9 protein-coding genes are annotated in these 18,515 nt (G+C 62.7%); 5 read left to right on the top strand and 4 right to left on the bottom strand.

Annotation, left to right across the window (positions count from 1 at the left end; translation table 11 throughout):
- Positions 1–43: 43 nt before the first annotated feature.
- Positions 44–496: a MarR family winged helix-turn-helix transcriptional regulator gene (locus AC1AXT_RS06540; RefSeq protein WP_476562612.1), complete on the bottom strand. Its 453-nt coding sequence runs from the start codon at positions 494–496 to the stop codon at positions 44–46.
- Between the two features lie 184 nt (positions 497–680).
- On the opposite strand from AC1AXT_RS06540, the gene AC1AXT_RS06535 reads away from it, so the two are divergent.
- Positions 681–2,180: a DHA2 family efflux MFS transporter permease subunit gene (locus tag AC1AXT_RS06535; RefSeq protein ID WP_476562611.1), complete on the top strand. Its 1,500-nt coding sequence runs from the start codon at positions 681–683 to the stop codon at positions 2,178–2,180.
- Positions 2,181–2,239: 59 nt separating this feature from the next.
- Here the strand turns inward: AC1AXT_RS06535 and lepB are convergent, their stop codons facing one another.
- Entirely contained in the window at positions 2,240–3,151 is a 912-nt protein-coding gene (gene lepB / locus AC1AXT_RS06530) for a signal peptidase I (protein ID WP_476540877.1), read from the bottom strand.
- A 171-nt stretch (positions 3,152–3,322) separates the two neighbouring features.
- On the bottom strand, positions 3,323–4,072 hold the full coding sequence (locus AC1AXT_RS06525) for a ribonuclease HII (protein ID WP_476562610.1): 750 nt from the start codon (positions 4,070–4,072) through the stop codon (positions 3,323–3,325).
- Positions 4,073–4,304: 232 nt separating this feature from the next.
- On the opposite strand from AC1AXT_RS06525, the gene AC1AXT_RS06520 reads away from it, so the two are divergent.
- The 3 genes from AC1AXT_RS06520 (at position 4,305) to AC1AXT_RS06510 (ending at position 9,805) form a co-directional block, all read left to right on the top strand.
- A complete protein-coding gene (locus tag AC1AXT_RS06520) occupies positions 4,305–5,249 on the top strand; it encodes an AEC family transporter (RefSeq protein WP_476562609.1) in 945 nt (314 codons plus the stop codon).
- Between the two features lie 109 nt (positions 5,250–5,358).
- Complete coding sequence (gene dapE / locus AC1AXT_RS06515) at positions 5,359–6,600, top strand: succinyl-diaminopimelate desuccinylase (RefSeq protein WP_476562608.1); 1,242 nt, start codon at positions 5,359–5,361, stop codon at positions 6,598–6,600.
- 304 nt (positions 6,601–6,904) lie between these two features.
- Positions 6,905–9,805, top strand: coding sequence for an Rne/Rng family ribonuclease (locus tag AC1AXT_RS06510; RefSeq protein ID WP_476562607.1), 2,901 nt, complete (start codon positions 6,905–6,907; stop codon positions 9,803–9,805).
- Between the two features lie 283 nt (positions 9,806–10,088).
- Here AC1AXT_RS06510 and AC1AXT_RS06505 read toward each other — a convergent pair whose 3' ends face one another.
- Positions 10,089–11,456, bottom strand: coding sequence for an ATP-binding protein (locus tag AC1AXT_RS06505; protein ID WP_476562606.1), 1,368 nt, complete (start codon positions 11,454–11,456; stop codon positions 10,089–10,091).
- 783 nt (positions 11,457–12,239) lie between these two features.
- On the opposite strand from AC1AXT_RS06505, the gene AC1AXT_RS06500 reads away from it, so the two are divergent.
- Entirely contained in the window at positions 12,240–17,996 is a 5,757-nt protein-coding gene (locus AC1AXT_RS06500; protein WP_476562946.1) for a PA14 domain-containing protein, read from the top strand.
- Positions 17,997–18,515: the final 519 nt, after the last annotated feature.

Below are 18,515 nucleotides of genomic sequence, written 5' to 3'. Positions count from 1 at the left end.
CCTTTTTCGTAAGTAATCTAAGCAATCGTGAAGTCGTAAGTGCTCACGAAGCGGCCGGAATCGGGTGCTCTCCCATGACGGCGAGCGTTTCCTTGGCGGCGGCGAGCAGCCAGCGCCGCTGCGGCCGGCTCAGCTGCGCCAAATAAGAACTGACGAATCCGTGCATCGAATCCAGGTACGTCTTGAGTTCCGCCGCGCCGAGCTCGGTCAGGCTTGCGACGATGATCCGGTGGTTCTCCGGGTTGCGCTCGCAGGCGACGAGCCCGCACTCGCGCAGCGTCTTGACCGCCCGGGAAATCTGCTCCGGCGCCCGCTCGAGCCGCTCGCTGAGCGCTCCCATGTTCTGCGGCCCGTTGAGCGAAAGGGAAACGAGCACGTCGATCTGGGTCTTCGCCGTCACCCCCGCCGGCTTTCCGCTCGCCATCGCCCGGCTGAACAGTTCCGACCATCCCTGCGCGGCGAGGAGAATGAGCCCAAGGTCGCGTTCGTCCATCATGTTCCTTCCGTAGTCTTTGCCCAAGATTACTCCGCCCGCTTCCAGCAAACGAAAGCGAGGAACGCCGGTAACTTGACGATTGTCAACGATAGAATCTATATTTGACATTCGTCAACTAAGAGAGATTTTTCCTTCAACTTTGGAGGTCCGCGTGAGTTCCTCACCGCAACAGCAAGCAACCCATATGCCGTCGCAGAAAATGACGCGCAAGCAGATCGTGATGGTCGCGATCCTGATGTGCGGCGCGGCGCTGTCCGTGCTCAACCAGACGTCGGTGTCGCCGATGCTGCCGTCGATCATGGAGCAGATGAACGTCAGTTCCGCCACCGCGCAGTGGCTCGTGTCCGGCTATACGCTGGTCATGGCCATCTTCGTGCCGGTCAGCGCCTACTTCATGGAGCGTTTCAGCACCCGCAAGATCTTCTTCTCGGCGATTATCATGTTCATCGCCGGCTCGGTGCTGTGCGCAATCGCGCCGAACTTCGCCGTGCTGCTCGTCGGCCGCTGCCTGCAGGGCGGCTCGGCCGGCATTCTGATGCCGCTGGCCACCGCAGTCATGCTGCTCGTCTTCCCGCTCGAGAAGCGCGGCACCGCCATGGGCCTGTACTCGCTCGTCAACATGCTGATGCCGGCGCTGGGACCCTCCCTGACGGGCTTCCTGACCGACGCGATTGGCTGGCAGCGCGTCTACATCGGCATCGGCGCGGTCGCCATCGTGCTGGCGCTGCTCGCCATCCCGACGCTGTCCAACTATGGCGACACCTCGGACGTCAAGCTCGACGTGCCGTCGCTGATCCTGTGCTCGCTGGGCCTGATCGGCGTACTGTACGGCATTTCCGAGATCGGCAACAACGGCTTCACCGTCATCACCGTGCTCTCCGCCATCCTCGGCATCGTCGTCATCGGCTTCTTCTGCCGCCGCCAGTTCAAGCTCGAGCAGCCGCTGCTCGACCTCAACGTGTTCAAGTACTTCCGCTTCACGATGGGCCTGTGCATCCTGATGGGCTTCCAGCTCGTCGTCAACGCGAACGCCGTCGTGCTGCCGCTGCTCATGCAGCAGGGCCTGGGCATGACCGCTTCGCAGTCCGGCCTCGTGAACCTGCCGGGTTCGCTCGTCGCCGCCGTCGCCGCGCTGTGCGCAGGCAAGCTGTTCGACAAGTTCGGCGCGCGCATCATCGCTACGATCGGCGCCGTCGTGGTGCTGGTCGGCTATATCGGCATGACGTTCACCGGCACCGGCACGTCGCTGGGCATGCTGATGTTCTGGGGCGTGTTCTGCTCCGCCGGCCTGATGTTCGCCACCACGCCGCTGAACACCTGGTCGCTCGGCTTCCTGCCGGATGAGCTGATCCCGCACGGCAACGCCGTCTCCAACACGATGCGCCAGGTCGCGTCCGCCGTCGGCACCGCCATCCTCGTCTCCGTGATGAGCATGGTCGAGACCGGGCGCCTCAACGTCGGCGACGCCATCACGACCGCCACCATCTCCGGCGCCAAGACGGTCTACATCATCGTCGACGTCTGCATCGTCGTCATCGCCCTCGCCATCGCGATCTTCGTGAAGGGCAAGGAGAAGACCTACGAAAAGGCCGCCGCCACCGTCCTCGAAGCCCGCGAAGACCTCGAGGCCATGGAACAGGAGGCTGCGGAAGCCCGAAAAAAAGCCTATGAACCCGCCAACTAGTTTCGCGGGTTAGCCAATCAAGGACGCCACTCCCCAGCGGGAGTGGCCTCCATGGCGGACTACGACGAGGACTTCGCGGTGCCGTCCGGGACGTCGTCGAAGACGTCGTGGTGGGCGGAGAGCCAGCCGATGCGGTTGAGCGGCCAGTAGCGGGCGAACGCTACGCCGACGACGTCGCTGATCGGCACGAGGCCGTCGTCGCCGTCGTCCTGATGGAAGCGCGAATCGGCCGAGTTGGCGCGGTTGTCGCCGAGCACGAATACATGCCCCTCGGTCACCGTGGTCTTGAACGCGAACGCGCTGGGCGCGGTTCCCGGCTTGATATAGCTTGATTCGTCGATCGCCACGCCGTTGATCGTAATCGGCGCGCCGTTCCCCTCGCACGCCACGACGTCCCCCGGCAGCCCGATAAGCCGCTTGATCAGGTATTCCGTGGAGTTTCCGGTCTGCTCCGCCGCCAGCCAGTTCGCCGGATCCTTGAACACGACGATGTCGCCGCGCTTCAGGCTCACCACTTTCGGCGCCAGCTTCGTCGTCACGACGCGGTCGCCGGGCATGATCGTATCCTCCATCGACTTCGACGGAATGACGTACATGCCGAACAGGAATACGCGCAGCAGAATGACAATGAGGATCGGAATCGCGCACCACACCACGAGGTCCCGCCAGGTAAAGATGCCGCTTTCATTCGCCTCGTCCTCGGCGGCGACAACGTTTCCAGTCGCGTGCTTGCCGTGCCGTCCGCCCCCGAGCGGTGCCCCTACCGGCCCGTTCCCAGCCCCCTCTGGGGAGGTAGTGGAGTTTACGGTCCAAGGCGTCGACTGCGCTCCTGCTTCCGGACTAGCTTGGCCTGCGGAAGGGGTTACCTGCGAACCGGCCTGCGGTGCACTCTGCGAAGCACTCCCGCTACTATACCCCTGCACGGAGCGGGGAGCGCGGGCGGAACCGGAGCCGTCCGCCGCGCCGGAAATCTGGTTTCCTGAAGCCCCAGCGCCTCCGGAGCCGCCGGAATAGGGCTGGTTCGGCATCTGGTCGTCCATAATCTCCCCTTCCCGGGCCGCGCGTCAATCCTCACCATACTATCGGAGAACGCGGCCGGCAGCCCCCGACCTTCCCAAATCTCCACTAAGTCACAGCGAACTTTAGGAAAGCTTCCAAGATAGCCGGTGCAGGTCGCTCGGGCCGCGCTCGGCGATGGCGGCGCGGTGGACCGCGGAACCGTAGCCCTTGTTGTGTTCCCAGCCATACGCCGCGTATTCGGGGCGCGCGGCGAGCGAAACCATCAGCCGGTCTCGCGTCACCTTCGCGATGACGGCCGCCGCCGCGACGCTCGCGCAATGCTGGTCGCCCTTGACTCTCGTGACGACGTGCGCGGGAACCGGCACGTCGGGCGCGTCGAACGACCCGAGCGCCTTTGAAATGTAATCGTTCGGGCCGTCGAGAATCGCCCCGACCCGAATGGCGCGGCTTGGCGGCTGCGGCTCGCCGTCGAAGAGCGGCTCCGGAACGCTCGGTTCCGCCGCGTTCGCTTCAAGTCCCAGCTTGCGTTCCGCTTCGGCGAGCGCCCGCAGCGCCGCGATCCCCAGCGCGTGCGAGATTCCCCACTCGTCGATTTCCGCCGCGCTGGCGGCGCCCACCGCCCACGCGGCGCACCAGTCTTTGAGCGGCTCGAAGATTTCCTCGCGCCGCCGTTCCGTCAGCATCTTCGAGTCGGCGACGTGTTCCGGCACTTCAAGATCCGGCAGATCCGCCGCGCGCACCGCCGCCGCGCCGACCATCACCGGCCCGGCCAGCGACCCGCGGCCGACTTCGTCGAATCCGACGACGACATCGTAGCCGTCCGCGGCCAGCTGCCGCTCCATCTGCAAAGTAGGAACCACCGAAACGCTCATGCCTCCACCTTACTTCCTACTTTGCGCAGATAGGATGCCGGAATGGGGCGCCTGCGCCCCTTTCGGCGCAAAGTAGGAAGAGGGCTGCACCAGAGCCGTTCCTACTTTGCGAAGAAGGACGGCGAGAAGGACGGAAATGGACGGTCCTTTGCGAAAAGTAAGCGCCCGGTGACACACTGAGAGCTGGCGCCGCGGCGCCGAAGAGGCACGAAGATTTCACGAGAGGAGCATCATGGCTGGCCTGATCAGCGCCATGGAAGGGTTCTGCGTCATCGGCATCGTTATTCTCGTGGGGTACATCGCCGCCCGGTTCCGCATTGGCGGCGCGTCCGCGCAGTACGTGCTCAACCGGTTCAGTTTTTTCGTGGCGTCGCCGTGCCTGATGTTCGATATCCTAGCGCAGGAATCGCTCGGCTCGATCTTCGATTCGTCGATTGTCGTCGCGTTTTTTTCGGCGATGGCGGTCGGCGTCATCTTCCTTATTCTCAACCGCTGCGTATTCCATTTGAAGGCGCCGGACGCCACTATTGGCGTGCTGAATTCGATGTATTTGAACTCCAACAATATCGGCCTGCCAATCGCCACCTATATTCTCGGCAATCCGGCGCTCGTCGCCCCGATCCTGCTGATGCAGCAGGCGCTGTTCACGCCGGTCGGCCTGACGGTGCTCGACGTGACGACGAAGGGCAAGGTCTCCGCGAAGGAGGTCCTCAAGCAGCCTCTGCACCAGCCGCTGCTGATCGGCACCGTGCTGGGCATCGTCGTATCGCTGATATCTTCAAAAGTCGGCCATTTCGTCGTGCCGAGCTTCATTTTCGACCCGATCTCGATGATCGGCGACGCGGCGGTGCCGATGATTCTGATGGCGTTCGGCATGTCGCTGCACGGCACGAAGCCGCTGGAAAACAAGGGCGACCGGCCGGCGATCTTCACGGTGGCGGCGCTGAAGAACGTCGTCATGCCGATCGCCGCGTTCCTCATCGCGTACTTCATCATGGGTTTCCGCGGCACCACGCTGTACGGCTGCGTCGTGCTCGCGGCGTTGCCGACCGGCCAGAACGTCTACAACTACGCGGCGCGCTACAACGTCGGCATGCGATTCGCCCGCGACGGCATCCTGATTTCCACCCTCACCAGCCCGATCTTCATCGCCATCATCGCCTTCCTGCTGAGCTGACGGAAACTGCGTGGACTGAACGCGGGGCAGAAGCGTTCGCAATGTTACGATATGGAACCATTCAAAAAAGATTCAAGATTCCAGAGATTTCGGGAAAAAGGAGGCAGGGATGGGCGCTTTGCGGTTTGACAAGGCGGCGGCGACGGAGGAGAACCGCCAGGAACAGCTCAACGACCTGATGGAGCAGATCATGGCCGTCTATTCGGTCAGCGACGACGAAGGCGAGCTGACGGACATGGTCGAGGAGTTCCTCGCCGCGCAGCCCCACCTCGAGGTGCGCCGCCACGGCGACACCGTCGTCGCGTCGACGTCGTTCGGCCGCGACGAACGCGTCATCCTCGCCGGGCATCTGGACACGGTGCCGGTCATCGACAACTTCCCGCCGCGCTGGCTTGAGCCCGGCGACCCGCTCATCCGCCCGGACATCGCGGCCGCCTACCCGAAGGACCGCATCATGTGGGGCCGCGGCGCCACCGACATGAAGGGCTCGGACGCGGCGATGCTCTACCTCGCCGCCATGCTCGACGGTTCGGCCCCCGAGCGCACCCCGGCCTACGACCTGACGTTCGTGTTCTACGACCACGAGGAGGTCGCCGCCGAGAAGAACGGCCTGCGCAAGGTGGTCGTCAGCAACCCCGAATGGATCCAGGGCGACTTCGCCATCATCGGCGAGCCGACCGGCTGCGCGATCGAAGGCGGCTGCAACGGCACGATGCGCTTCGACGTCGTGCTGCACGGCACCGCCGCCCACTCCGCCCGCAGCTGGATGGGCCACAATGCCATCCACGACGCCGCAGAAGTGCTCAACCGCCTCAACGCCTGGAACGCTCCGGAAAACGACGCCGCGCACGCCATCGAAGTGGACGGCCTGACCTACCGCGAGGGCCTGAACGCCACGCTGATTTCCGGCGGCGAAGGCACGAACATCATCCCCGACGAGTGCCGCGTGCACGTCAACTACCGTTTCGCGCCGGACAAGACCATCGCCGAAGCGAAGGCCCTGATGATGGGCCAGGATTGCGGCGCCGAGCTCGGCAACGGCGAACGCATCGCCACCGGCGGCCTGTTCGAAGGCTTCCACATCGAAATGAAGGACGAAAGCCCGTCCGCGCGCCCCGGCCTGACGTCGCCGCTCGCGGCGTCGCTGGTGCGGCTCGTCGACGAACACACCGGCACGCAGCCGCACGCCAAGCTCGGCTGGACCGACGTCGCCCGCTTCGCCACGCTCGGCATCCCCGCGGTCAATCTCGGCGCCGGCTCCCCGCTGCTCGCCCACAAGGCCGACGAACAGCTCCCCGAAACCGACCTCCTCCGCCTCACCCAGCTCCTCCACGCCTGGCTGGTCGGGTGAGCAAAAACGCTGGCGCCCGTCGCATTGCTGTGCCATACTGTCTTACAGTGATGCGCCGCCCGCGCCTGCAAGCCGGGGGAGCGCATCGGGTAGCGTCGACCCCCTGGCCTGGCGACTTGTGGCTCCGCCCTCCGTGCGGCGCCCGTCGATTTGCCCGGCCAACGCTGGCGTCCGCTGCCCATGAGCGTTGACTTTTGCAAGTGACCCCGGCGGGCGCCCCGAGCGCGGCTACGGTGAGAGCGTAGCGTTGACACTGCCGGGCTTGAGTATGCGACGCGGCTTGCAGCGCGCCGCAAGGAGCATCGTGCCCGAACAAATGAATACCGAGGACAGTAACGCAAGCACCTCACGCAATTCGGTTCGTTCCACCGACGGCGAGCCGGCCCAGCCGCGCCGTCGCGGCCGCCGGGTCGTGCGCGGCGCCGGCGCCGCCGGAGCCGACCTGACGCTGAAGGTGGAGGATTCCGCCCCCGCGCTTCCCGCCGCCGAGGACAAGCCTGCCCTGCCGAAGGCCCCTGACAACGATTCCAAGACTGACAACGATTCCAGCGATGCCAAGGATGCGTCGAAGCCCGCGCGCCGCACGCGCCGCCGCCGCAGCGCTTCCCAGACCCCGCGTTCCGGCTCGCTGCTGGAAGAGGACGAGCTGCCGATCGCCGCGCTCGATTCGCTCGACGACTTCAATCTTCCGCCGGTGCCGCGCCGCACCGCGCGCCCGATGACGTCGCTGCTCTTCCAGGAACCGGTCATGCCGGCCGTCCACGAAGCGGCGAAGGAAGCCGCCGAGGACGAGGACAACGACCGCCGCCACGACGAGGACGAGGAAGTGACCACCTCGCGTCGCAGCCGCCGCCGCAGCCGCTCGCGCCGCAATGCCGAAGCGGAGGCGAGCGAATCTGAAGAAAACGGCAACGCCGAATCTTCCGAGAGGAAGCGGGGCGGCAAGTCCGGCGACGACGAACGCAAGCGCTCGAACCGCCGACTGAACGCCGAGGAGCGCCGCGCCGCCGCCGAAGTCGAGCAGATCGAGGAGGACCTGCTGCTCGACGACATCACCTACGCGCCGATCGACGACGAAGAGGAGCCGGCCACCCGCACGCGCCGTCGCCGCCGTCGCTCGAAGGATTCGTCGGAAGCCAAAGATTCGGAACGCCGCAGCGAATCTTCTGAAGAAGAATCGACCTCGCGTTCGCGCCGCCACGACGAAGCCGCGCCGAGCGCGCCGATCGAGGACGACGAGGAGACGACGGTGACGCGCCGCCGTCGCCGCCGCCGTTCGAAGGGCGGCGACGAGGAGGAGACGAGCGTCTCCCGCCGCTCGCGCAAGCAGCAGTACATCGACGAGATTACCGACGTCGAGGGTTCGACGCGTTTGGAAGCGAAGAAGCAGCGCCGCCGCGACAACCGCCGCGAACGCAGCCGCCAGAACCAGCTGCTGGAACAGGATTTCCTCGCGCGCCGCGAGCACGTTGACCGCCTGATGGTCGTGCGCGAACAGGGGCGCCATACGCAGATCTCCGTCATCGAGGACAACGTGCTCGTGGAGCATTACGTGTCCGACATCCAGGAAGTGGCGACGGTTGGCAACATCTACCTTGGCCGCGTGCAGAACGTGCTGCCGAGCATGGAGGCCGCGTTCGTCGACATCGGCCAGTCGCGCAACGGCGTGCTGTATGCCGGCGAAGTCAACTGGGATTCGACGCGTCTGGATGGCCAGCCGCGGCGCATCGAGCTCGCGTTCAAGAGCGGCGACCCGGTGCTCGTGCAGGTCACGAAGGACCCGATCGGCCATAAGGGCGCGCGCCTGACCAGCCAGGTCACGCTCGCCGGCCGCTTCCTCGTGCTCGTGCCGAGCGGCGGCATGACCGGCGTCTCGCGCAAGCTTTCGGACCGCGAACGCAGCCGCCTCAAGTCGATCGTCGCGAAGGTGGCGCCGAAGGACATGGGCGTCATCATCCGCACGGCCGCCGAGGGCGCGTCGGAAGAGGCGATCACCAAGGACCTCGAGAACCTCATCAAGCAGTGGGACCGCATCATCAAGAAGCGCGACGAGTTCCGCCACGGCCGGCGCCCGAAGCTGCTGCAGGGCGAGCCGGACGTCGCCATCCGCGTCGTGCGCGACATTTTCAATGATGATTTCCGCAAGCTCATCGTGGAAGGCGACGGCGTGTACCACCGCATCGAGGAGTACCTCGAAACGATGGCGCCGGACCTGCGCGACAAGCTCGAGAAGTGGGATCCGTCCGAGCATGACGGCAAGGACGTGTTCGATCGCTGGCAGATCGACGCCCAGCTGCGCAAGGGCATGGAGCGCCAGGTGTACCTGCCCAGCGGCGGTTCGATCGTCATCGACCGTACCGAGGCGATGACCACGATCGACGTGAACACCGGCCGCTTCATCGGCAAGGGCCGCTCCCTCGAGGAGACGGTCACGCGCTGCAACCTCGAGGCGTCGGAGGAGATCGCCCGCCAGCTGCGCCTGCGCGACATCGGCGGCATGGTGATGATCGACTATGTCGACATGGTCATGCCGGCGAACCGCGACCTCGTGCTGCGCCGTCTGGTGGAGTGCCTCGCCCGCGACCGCACGAAGCACCAGGTGGCGGAAGTCACCTCGCTGGGCCTCGTGCAGATGACCCGCAAGCGCATCGGCCAGGGCTTGGTCGAGGCGTTCTCCGAGGAATGCCCGACCTGCAAGGGCCGCGGCTTCATCGTCCACGACGAGCCGACCGTTTCGGCCGATTTCGAGGATCCGTACGCGCTCAAGGGCGGCGATCCGTTCATCAAGACGAACAAGCACGGCCACGGCACCGACGTCCACGCGCCGAAGGGTTCCAGCGCCGCCGTCAAGGCGAAGCTTGCCCAGATTGCCGCCGCCGCGGTCGCCGCGAACAACGCCGCCGAAGCCGCCGAGGAAGCGGAAGCCGCCGAGGCCGTCGCCGCCCGCGAAGCCTCCGAAGCGGCGAACACGGCAGCCAACGACGCCGCCAACGCCGCCGCTGCGCCGGACCCGGAGACGGCCGCCCGCTACGCTGCCGAAGCCGAAACCGCCGCCCAAGTCGCCGAAACCGTAGTGACGGACGCCACCGAACAAATCAAAGCCGAGCAAGAAGCCACCGCCGCCGAGTCCCGCGCTGAGGAGTCTCAGGTCGACTCCGAGGAGAAGCCCGACGCGGACGCCGTCCCCGCTGGCGGGGACCGCTGAGCTGGCGCGTAGCGCCAAGCGAAGCGAGGGGTGGTCAACCCAGCGCAACCCAGAATGTAAACCGCGGGAATGGCAGAAAATAGCCATTCCCGCGGTTTACATTCCGCCGGGCCCAAAAATTGTTGGACGCTTTCCTCGAGAGGCGTCCAACAATTTTCCGAGCTCCCGGAATCTAGGACCAGAAAATCCCGGAATCAAGCCATTCCCGCGGTTTACATTCCGGCAGCTCCGAAAAATGCTGGACGCCATCCGAGAGCCGCAGGCCCCGCGGAGTGCCCCGACACTACACCAACCCGCTCATATACAGCGGCAGCACCATCAAGTCTCCGCCCCCGCGCGGCTCCATCTCCTGCGGATGCAGCACAATCTGCGTTCCGATCCGCTTGCCGAACCGCTCCTTGAACTTATCGAGCGACCTTGTAGTGTAGTTCTTCCCGGACTTGACTTCCACAGGACTGATGCGGAAGTGCCCCGCGCCGTTTTCGTACGCCCGCGGCAGCAGGAAGTCGATTTCGATGCGGTTGCGCTGCGTTTCCGCATCGTTGCGCGAGTAGTAGTACAGCTTGTATCCGGCGGCAACGAGCTGCTGCGCGACCACGTTCTCGGTCAGCATCCCTTCATTGATGCCGATCTTTCCGCTCAGCACGTCCCGGTACACGCTTTCCGACGTGAACATATTATCGGCCAGCGCCTGCGTCACGAGCAGCCCGGTGTCGAAGAAGTAGCATTTGAACGCGGACTGATCCTGACTCAGCGCAAGCCCGATGTTCGGATCGGTTGAGTTGAAGCATAGATTGACAAGCCCTGCGTCTGCGAGCCAGAAGAACGAGGATTCGTAAGTCCGGTTGCGCGCGCTCTTCCCCAGATCGGTAATACGGAACCGCTTTTCATGGCGCGCGAGCTGCCCCGGAATCGCGTTGAAAATAGCGGTTACCCGCGCCTCCTCGCCTTCCCCGTACTTCGCGATGTCGTTGCGGTAGAGGTGCAGGATGTTGCGTTTGATGTCGTCGGCGGCTTCGAAGCTATTGGAACCGCGATATGCCTGCACCGCCTGCGGCATCCCGCCGACCAGCATGTATTCGCGGAACAGCCGCGCCGCATTGCGGTGCAGCCCGGCCGGCAGCGGCTGCTGGTCCTGATAGGCGCCGTTGATGAGGTCTGCGAGCGGCGTTTCGTCCATCGCCCACAGGAATTCCTCGAAATCGAGCGGGTGGAGCGTCATCGATTCCTCTTCGGAGGGCAGCAGGATGTCCTGTACGTTGCGCTGGATGGAAATGAGCGAGCCGGTTTCGATGTAGTCGTACCGTCCGTCGGCGACCAGTTGCTTGGTGAACGCACGAGCCTGCGGGCACAGCTGCACTTCGTCGAAAATGACGAGGGTGTCGCCTTCCGCCGGCGTAAAGGCATAGTAGGCGAAGAGATACCGTAGGAACGCGTTCACGTCGTGCCGCTGCTCGTTGAAGAGATCAAAGACTTCCGGCTGCGCGGTAGAGAAATCGACGACGAGGCACTTTGCGTACTCGTTGCGCCCGAATTCAGTGGCGAGCACGCTCTTGCCGACGCGCCGCGCGCCTTCAATAAGCATGGAGGTGCTTCCGTGGCGTTTGTTCTTCCAGTCCAGCAGCTGCTGATACGCCTTGCGTTTGAACATGATCCCACCTTGCGTGCACGTAATGACGGTCTCGGAGAGACTATTTTAGCACGTAATGACGCTCTCAGGAGGATTGATTTTGCACGTAATGACGCTTTCAGCGACCCCATTCTGACACGAAATGACGCTTCAAAGAGCCCAGATTTTGCACGTAATGCCGCGGACGCCGTCCCCGCTGGCGGGGACCGCTGAGCGGCGAAGCCGCGAAGCGAGGGGTGGTCGCAAACCTGCGAAGCAGAGTTTGCGCGGTTCCGAGTTGGAGGGCGTAGCCCTCCGGCGAGGAACCGCATTGCCGGCCGCAACTGCCCTCCCCACCCCCGAAAAACCCAATGTGAAGACTCCGTGAAGAAACTTTCCCAATTTGTATAGAGCCTGTGTCGTGTCCGCAGCGTTTTCTGCTAGCATAAAACACACGGTTTCTCTATGAGGAAAAAGTGGAGGGAGCCGGGGGAACAACCCAAGGCCCGGGTGGGGCGGCGCGCAAGCGCCGGACGGTTCGGGCTGACTGGTCGCCTTCAGGCGACCACAGGGAAGCATAACAGCAAAGCGTTTTCCGCGTGGCAGCGTTGCAACGGGGAACCTTCGCAGCCGGACGACTGGAGAACCGCAGGGAGGATGCGGAGTCGGCCTGCAGGGCAGTATGAAAGCGAAGGGAGCGCCGTCTCGAGGTTCGGTTGGGCCGGATCTGCATGGCTGCATAGGGACGCGCGGGAACGCGACATCTCTCCTTTGTCTCGGGAGGGGTGCCTAGACGGCCTATTTCGGCTCGTCACAACCCGGGAGTTGAGTGAAGTGAATAACATCCGCGAAATCGCCCTCCGTAGGCGTCTTTATCGGTTCCTTGCGTTTCTCGCGGCCTGTGCGCTGCTCGCCGGAACGTTCGTGGTTTCGCATGCGGTCATCGCGTCCGCCAATGAAACCGAAACTATCCAAGATTCTTCCGTCGAAACTTCCAGCGACGCCGCTACGGCAACGCAGTCCGACACGGACGCTGCCGCGAACGGCAGCGACGATGCAGACGGCACCGGCGACACTGACGACACAGACAGCACGGACGGCACAGGCACGGCGTCCGGTGACGTCGCTTCCGACGGCGGCGACGACGCCACGCAAACCAACGGCACGGCTAATGCTTTTGGGGATTCGGCCGTTGGGCCGTTCGATACAGCCCAGGCGGATGCAGATGCCGTAGCCGAAGATGTTGATGACGGCATTGCGGCGTTCGCTGATGATGCCGCTGCTGATGATGCCCTTGCAGCGGTTCCCTCGGCTCAGGACGAAGAGGCGTGGTCGCTGTACTACGGCGTGAAGAGTATGGCGGGTCCTGTTGTCATTGCCGGCTATAACTCGCTCAACATAATGACGTGCGACCAGAAGACCGTGAGTGGCACGACGACGGGCTTCGCCGGCGAACAGAACGTGACGCCGAACGAGAGCACCGCCTATTGGCAGTTCGTGCGTACCGACAACAACACGAACACTCGCTATCTGTTGCAGTGCATTGCCGAAGGCGACAATTATGGCAAGTATTTGGCGGCCAGCGGGAAATCGCTGTCGCTGACGGATAATGCATCCTCGGCTATCACGCTGACGCTCTCGAGCGATTCGAAAACCTATGTGTACCTGCGGTACACCTCTGGCAGCACTACGTACTATGTGAACACGCTCAGTGGTGACGTGGCTAAATCAGAAGGTTTTTCGGGCTGGAACGGCAGCGGTGGCGGCAGTCGCCTCAAAATCTATAAGGCGGATACGAGCGTTAAGGACACTGTCAGCCCTGCCAGCGCCCGCATCAATCTTTTCGATTACTGGTCGACGCCGAGCCGGTACTATACCGATGAAACCACTGGCGTTACCAGTTTCTATCCGGACATAGGTTCGAAGGCGAACAACTCCACGTCCTACAATACGGCCATCAACAAGGACAGTGCATTGAAGTTCTGGTCGAAGGACACGAACTGGCACGGTCTAAGCTATGGCACGGCAAATGGTTCTGGCCTTGTGGAAAACATTGTGCAGAGGACGCTCTCCAACGGCTGGCCGCAACTGAATGCGTCCAAGGGCTTCGGGTCCTTCCAAAGCAATGTGGAAACGCGCGGATCCCTTGACTATCTTTTCGATCCGACTGAGAAGAGTGACGGCAAGGCAAGCTTCAGCGACGTGCAGGGTCTGTTGTCGATTAACGCCGACGGCTATTACGAGTACAACAGCAAGGAACGTTTCGCAACGTTCCTTGAGGATGAGAATCGCTTCGAAGTAATGGATTGGCCTGTCAGCTGTGCCTCGTCCGGCGATGGCCAGTTCTTCCCGTTCAATACTGCCCAGGATGTCGAGGCGGCAGGTGCTTCGAGCTCTAAGTGCTACTCCCCGTTGCTTAACCATTACTTTGGCATGAGCGTCACCACGCGCTTCATTCAAAAGTACAACGGCTATACCGATGGCACCCAACAGAGCCCCGTTACGTTCCAGTTCTCAGGCGATGACGACGTGTGGATCTTCATCGATGACGTATTGGTTGCCGATATCGGTGGTATGCACGCCGCCGCCAGCATCAAAATCGATTTCGCGACCGGTAAGATTACCACTTCCTATAGCGGGTCCAGCCAGTCCACGACGCTGAAGGCGGCCTTCACGTCCGCGGGCATGGCGGACACCCGTGAGTGGAGCGGCAACACGTTCGCCACCGATACGACGCACACGCTGAAGTTCTACTACATGGAGCGTGGCAACAACGAGTCGAACATGTGGCTCAAGTACAACCTTGTAGAGATTCCGTCTACCGCTATCTACAAGGTTGACCAGTATGGCCAGGCGATTCCTGGCGCTGTCTTCGCCACTTACGAGACGAATGGCGAGACCGACGAGAACGGCCAGTACTACTACAAGTACGAGGATGGCGCCCTTGAGGATGGCGCCACGTACGCCATCTGGCCGTCCGACGCCTACGTAGACACCGGTACGGGCAACGTCTACGCGGACGAAACGAAGGCGACGTTATTGATATCAGCAACGTACCGGGGCGTTACCGACGATCGTGGCGAAATGGTGTTTGAAGATCCCTATGGGTCGTTGTACTCGGCTACCGAATTGAAGGGAATGCTCGGTCAGCATTTCATCCTGCGGGAAATCGACGTTCCTGACGGCTACCGCGCCGTCGGTTCCGAAGCGTTGCTTCGGTTTGCCGGCGACATCCTGCTGTCGGACGACCCATATCGCACCGGCATCTGGTCGAGTCCGTCTGCATTGGTGACGGCGACGAGCACGCTGTGGCGTGTGCCTCATAATGGCGAATTCGCCGACGACCCCAGCAGCGCCAAGGTCGATTACTACACGCCGGGCGATACGAGTGCGAACGGCACGTTGTTCGCCGTCATCCTCAAACGCGACGGCGCAGCGCTCAAGGATCTCGACGATATGAACAGCTGGGACCGCATCTACGGTTCGGAAGTCGAGGGCTACCACGTTGTCCCCATCAACGGCGACGGCAACGGCACACAGGCCGCCATCAATACAGCGATCTGCCAGACCGGCGGTACCGTCACAGGTCTGTGTACTGATGGACAGAAGTATGGGGACGCCGAGTTCGCGTATTCGTCGAGCGGCATGCAGCTGCTGATCGAGGGCATGCCAGGCGATCCGACGATGTACTACACGTACGTCGAATCGCAGTTCACCGGCGCGACGGTCAACGGCAGCGAGGTCTCCGGCAGCGCGCAGATCCGCGCCGTCATTGAGGATTGCGCCTCGCAGGCCGGAGACTATTCTGACTTCACCTATGCGAGCTGCAGCACGAGTTATGCCACGCAGGAACAGCTCGAGCTGCTCGACAACATGGAGTACATGGTGGCGTACTTCTGGACTGAAGGCGACTTGTCGAATGCCGAGTTGGCCAATACCTGGCGAGTGCGTTCCCATGAGGGCACGGTGACTACCGAAGCCTACGGCGGCTTCGACGTCCAGTGGGGCTCGACGATTGCGGTGCCGAACGTCGAGAATCGCCTGATCTTCCAGAACGCGACGTACCGCTCGGCGCAGACGCTGACCGATGGGCAGGAAGCCAATGACCTGTACAACGGCTCCGGCTTCGGCCTGTATGCCGTCGATGAGATCATGGTCGACAACGAGCCTCGGCTGTACTATATCGGTCCCGAAGTCACCGTTACCTATAAAGGTGCCGAGTACACGTCGAACCGCTACTATCTGGCGCCCGATACTAACGGCGACGCGGTTGCAGACGGCGAAGCGTGGCTGATTGACGAGAACGGCAAGCAGATCTCGAAGAGGGGAACGTATCGTTTCAGCCAGGTGACCGATCGGAGTGCCGAGGGCGCTGGAGACATCACGATTACGGTTCGCGACGACGAGACTTCTGAAACGGTAACGATTTCGCCGGTACGCAACGCCGACAATCTGTTGCTGATCAAGCCGACGGTGACCGCCGGCACCGGCGACAACTACCTGACGGAAGAGGGCGCGAACTCGTTCCGCAAGATTCCGGAAGGCAAGTACGTGCTGCGCCAGACGACGGCACCGGTACTGACGGATGCGAACGGCAAGAAGACGTACTACGCAATCAATCCGGAAAGCGTGCGCGTCGATGTGCATGCCCGCGCCGTCTATGCTGACGCCGGCGGCGACAGCAACGGCGTGCTCGTCGGCAACGGCCCGGGCTACCTCGTCAAGACGCTGAGCAACTTCGCAACGCAGGGCGTCGTCGATGAGTCGCTGACGTGGATTTCGTCGCTGCTCAAGGTCAGTGACGCGGTGTCGTACGCGCAGTTCGAGAACAACGTGGAGCACGGCGAGTTCGGGGAGTACGCTGCTGATTCGGTTAGTGAGAGCACTGCCAGTGCGGTCGCCGGCATTTCCAGCGGCACCACGAATAATATGCAGGAAGCAATGGTAACGTACCTGACGTATGAACCGGACAACCCGCTGTCGATTTTCGATTACCTGCCCACGGATAAGCAGGGAGCGCGGTGCATAGCGGCTGCCGGCGGCATGTATGTCGCCGATGGCGCGAGCTGTTCCGACGGGGATACGGTGGCGTCGTCGGCAGGCGAGGCGACCAAAGACGATCCCATTATCCGCCTGTATACCGATCAGGGCTGGGGCTCGCTCGCGCTGTATCAGGATACGGCGTACGGATTGAAGTACACCGAGGACACTACCGCGTACGACAACCTCGGCACGACTGAAATCACCGCGCTGTTCTCGAACTCCACGTATGTCAAGGTCCTCAACGAGCCACTGCTCTACCCTTCGATCGTGAAGGTGGAGGATGGCACCGAGGTGAAGGAGTACTTTACCGAGGATGACGGTACGCAGGGATACAACATCACCGGATATTCGGTGACGCTGGAAGGCGCGCGGTTCATCATCGCCAAGGGTGATCCGGATAATCTCGATGAGAACGAGCAGCCGCTCAGCTACCTGTACCTGACCTATGATGCTGAGAACGGTTCGTATGGGTGGAATGCCGACGCTGATGCCGCCGCGGCGTTCGTCTCAGGTCCTGACGGTGAGCTGCTGCTGGTGACCGGCATCGACGGCGAAGGCAAGGAGACCACGGCTCCGTTTGCTGCCGAGCTGTGGCTCGAGCTGATGGACGCAGGCACGTTCTACCTTAAGGAAACGAAGGAACCGACTGGCTACCAGCCAATCTCTTCCCTCATTACCGTCGTGATGAACGGCCGGAAGTTTGACAATGCTGGCGCCCATGCCTTCCCGACGAGGTTCAGCGATGATGGCTTGACGCTCTGGATCCGCAACAAGCCGCTTGCCGGCTTCCCGGTGTTCTCGACCGTGGAGCGGGACAGCGAAATCTGGGATGAGTCCGGCGAAGTGAAGGTGGCGACCGGTTATAAGACTCCGGTGGACGGCGCAACGTTCACGATCTGCCGTGGCGCGCGCTACAACACTGGCGGAGTCACGTCGGTCGCGTCGCTGATAGCGGTAGCGAATGGCACTGCTGGCAGCTCGGCTGCTTCCGGCGCCTCGGTCGCGTCGCTCATGAGCGGTACTGGTTCCACTGCTGCGGGCATGGTCGCGTCGAATGATTCCGGTCTGGTGGCTTATGGCGCCGGAGCTGAGTGCTGGGTGGTCGGTGATGATGGCGAAGGGTACTGGAGTGCTGAAGTCGCGCCCACGGCAGTCGATGTTACTCGTTCAGGCTTCTGGAAGGCGCTGACTGCGAATGGCGATGGCAGCTATGACCTGCTGGCCTACGAATACACGGTGACGTCGGTAGATGTGCCGGATGGCTATGTGTTGGTCGGTCCGGAATCGTTCACCGTGCAGATCGGCGACAAGCTGGCATACCTGCCGAACGGCCAGGCATCGACGGCTACCGCGGACCCGAGCAACGGTCTGCGTCTGTCGTCGGACAGCGGCACGTTGTGGATTGAGTACGCCAAAACGTACGTCCTGCCCAGCACGGGTGGCGCGACGATGCCGTGGTGGGCGTGGATTGCAGCATTCTGCATCCTCCTCGCCGGCGTCATAGCCATCGGAGAAACCCAGCGCAAACGCGTGCAATAACCCCGCGAGCGCTCGCCGGTTTCCCTCCGGCAAGCGCCCGCTCCCTGAGCGCTGTTCTGGTTCCCTTCCGTCAGCGCCCGCAATCCCAAGGTGAATAAAGGAGACTGATGGAGCCCGGCCCACAAGCCGGGCTTCATTGTTTATATATAAAGCCCAACATGCACGCCGTCCCCGCTTCGCGCATCGCCCCGCACGCGCTCAGCGACCCCCGAACAAGGCCGCAAACGCTTCCGCGTTTGCATATCTCAGCGGCGGACGCCAGCGGGGGTGAGGAAGAAATTCCCTTTGTTTGTTCAGTGGACATTATGTGTATGCATGGTTTCGCTGATGCTGAAATAACGTTACAATGGAGCCAGCTTCGGCGGAATTCAAGAGGAGTTTTCTGGCTGACAGCAAAGCCTTCGCCCGGCGACAACGCCGGTGCAGGGCCGTAAACGGGCCGAGGGAGTCAGGGGCGACCTCCGAGGCGTAGGCAGAACAGAACAAAACAGAACAGTTGAGAATGGCGGCAGGGCAGCC

It is taken from the genome of Bifidobacterium sp. LH_450, from assembly GCF_056356715.1.
Note: the sequence above shows the minus strand (reverse complement) of the source record. Positions and strands in the feature narration are given on the sequence as shown.

What these genes read in the sequence shown, in the direction of transcription:
- dapE (WP_476562608.1), top strand. Translation starts at nt 5,359, where the DNA reads ATGGGCGCTTTGCGGTTTGACAAGGCGGCGGCGACGGAGGAGAACCGC.
- AC1AXT_RS06535 (WP_476562611.1), top strand. Translation starts at nt 681, where the DNA reads ATGCCGTCGCAGAAAATGACGCGCAAGCAGATCGTGATGGTCGCGATC.
- AC1AXT_RS06525 (WP_476562610.1), bottom strand. Translation starts at nt 4,072, where the DNA reads ATGAGCGTTTCGGTGGTTCCTACTTTGCAGATGGAGCGGCAGCTGGCC.
- AC1AXT_RS06520 (WP_476562609.1), top strand. Translation starts at nt 4,305, where the DNA reads ATGGCTGGCCTGATCAGCGCCATGGAAGGGTTCTGCGTCATCGGCATC.
- AC1AXT_RS06540 (WP_476562612.1), bottom strand. Translation starts at nt 496, where the DNA reads ATGATGGACGAACGCGACCTTGGGCTCATTCTCCTCGCCGCGCAGGGA.
- AC1AXT_RS06505 (WP_476562606.1), bottom strand. Translation starts at nt 11,456, where the DNA reads ATGTTCAAACGCAAGGCGTATCAGCAGCTGCTGGACTGGAAGAACAAA.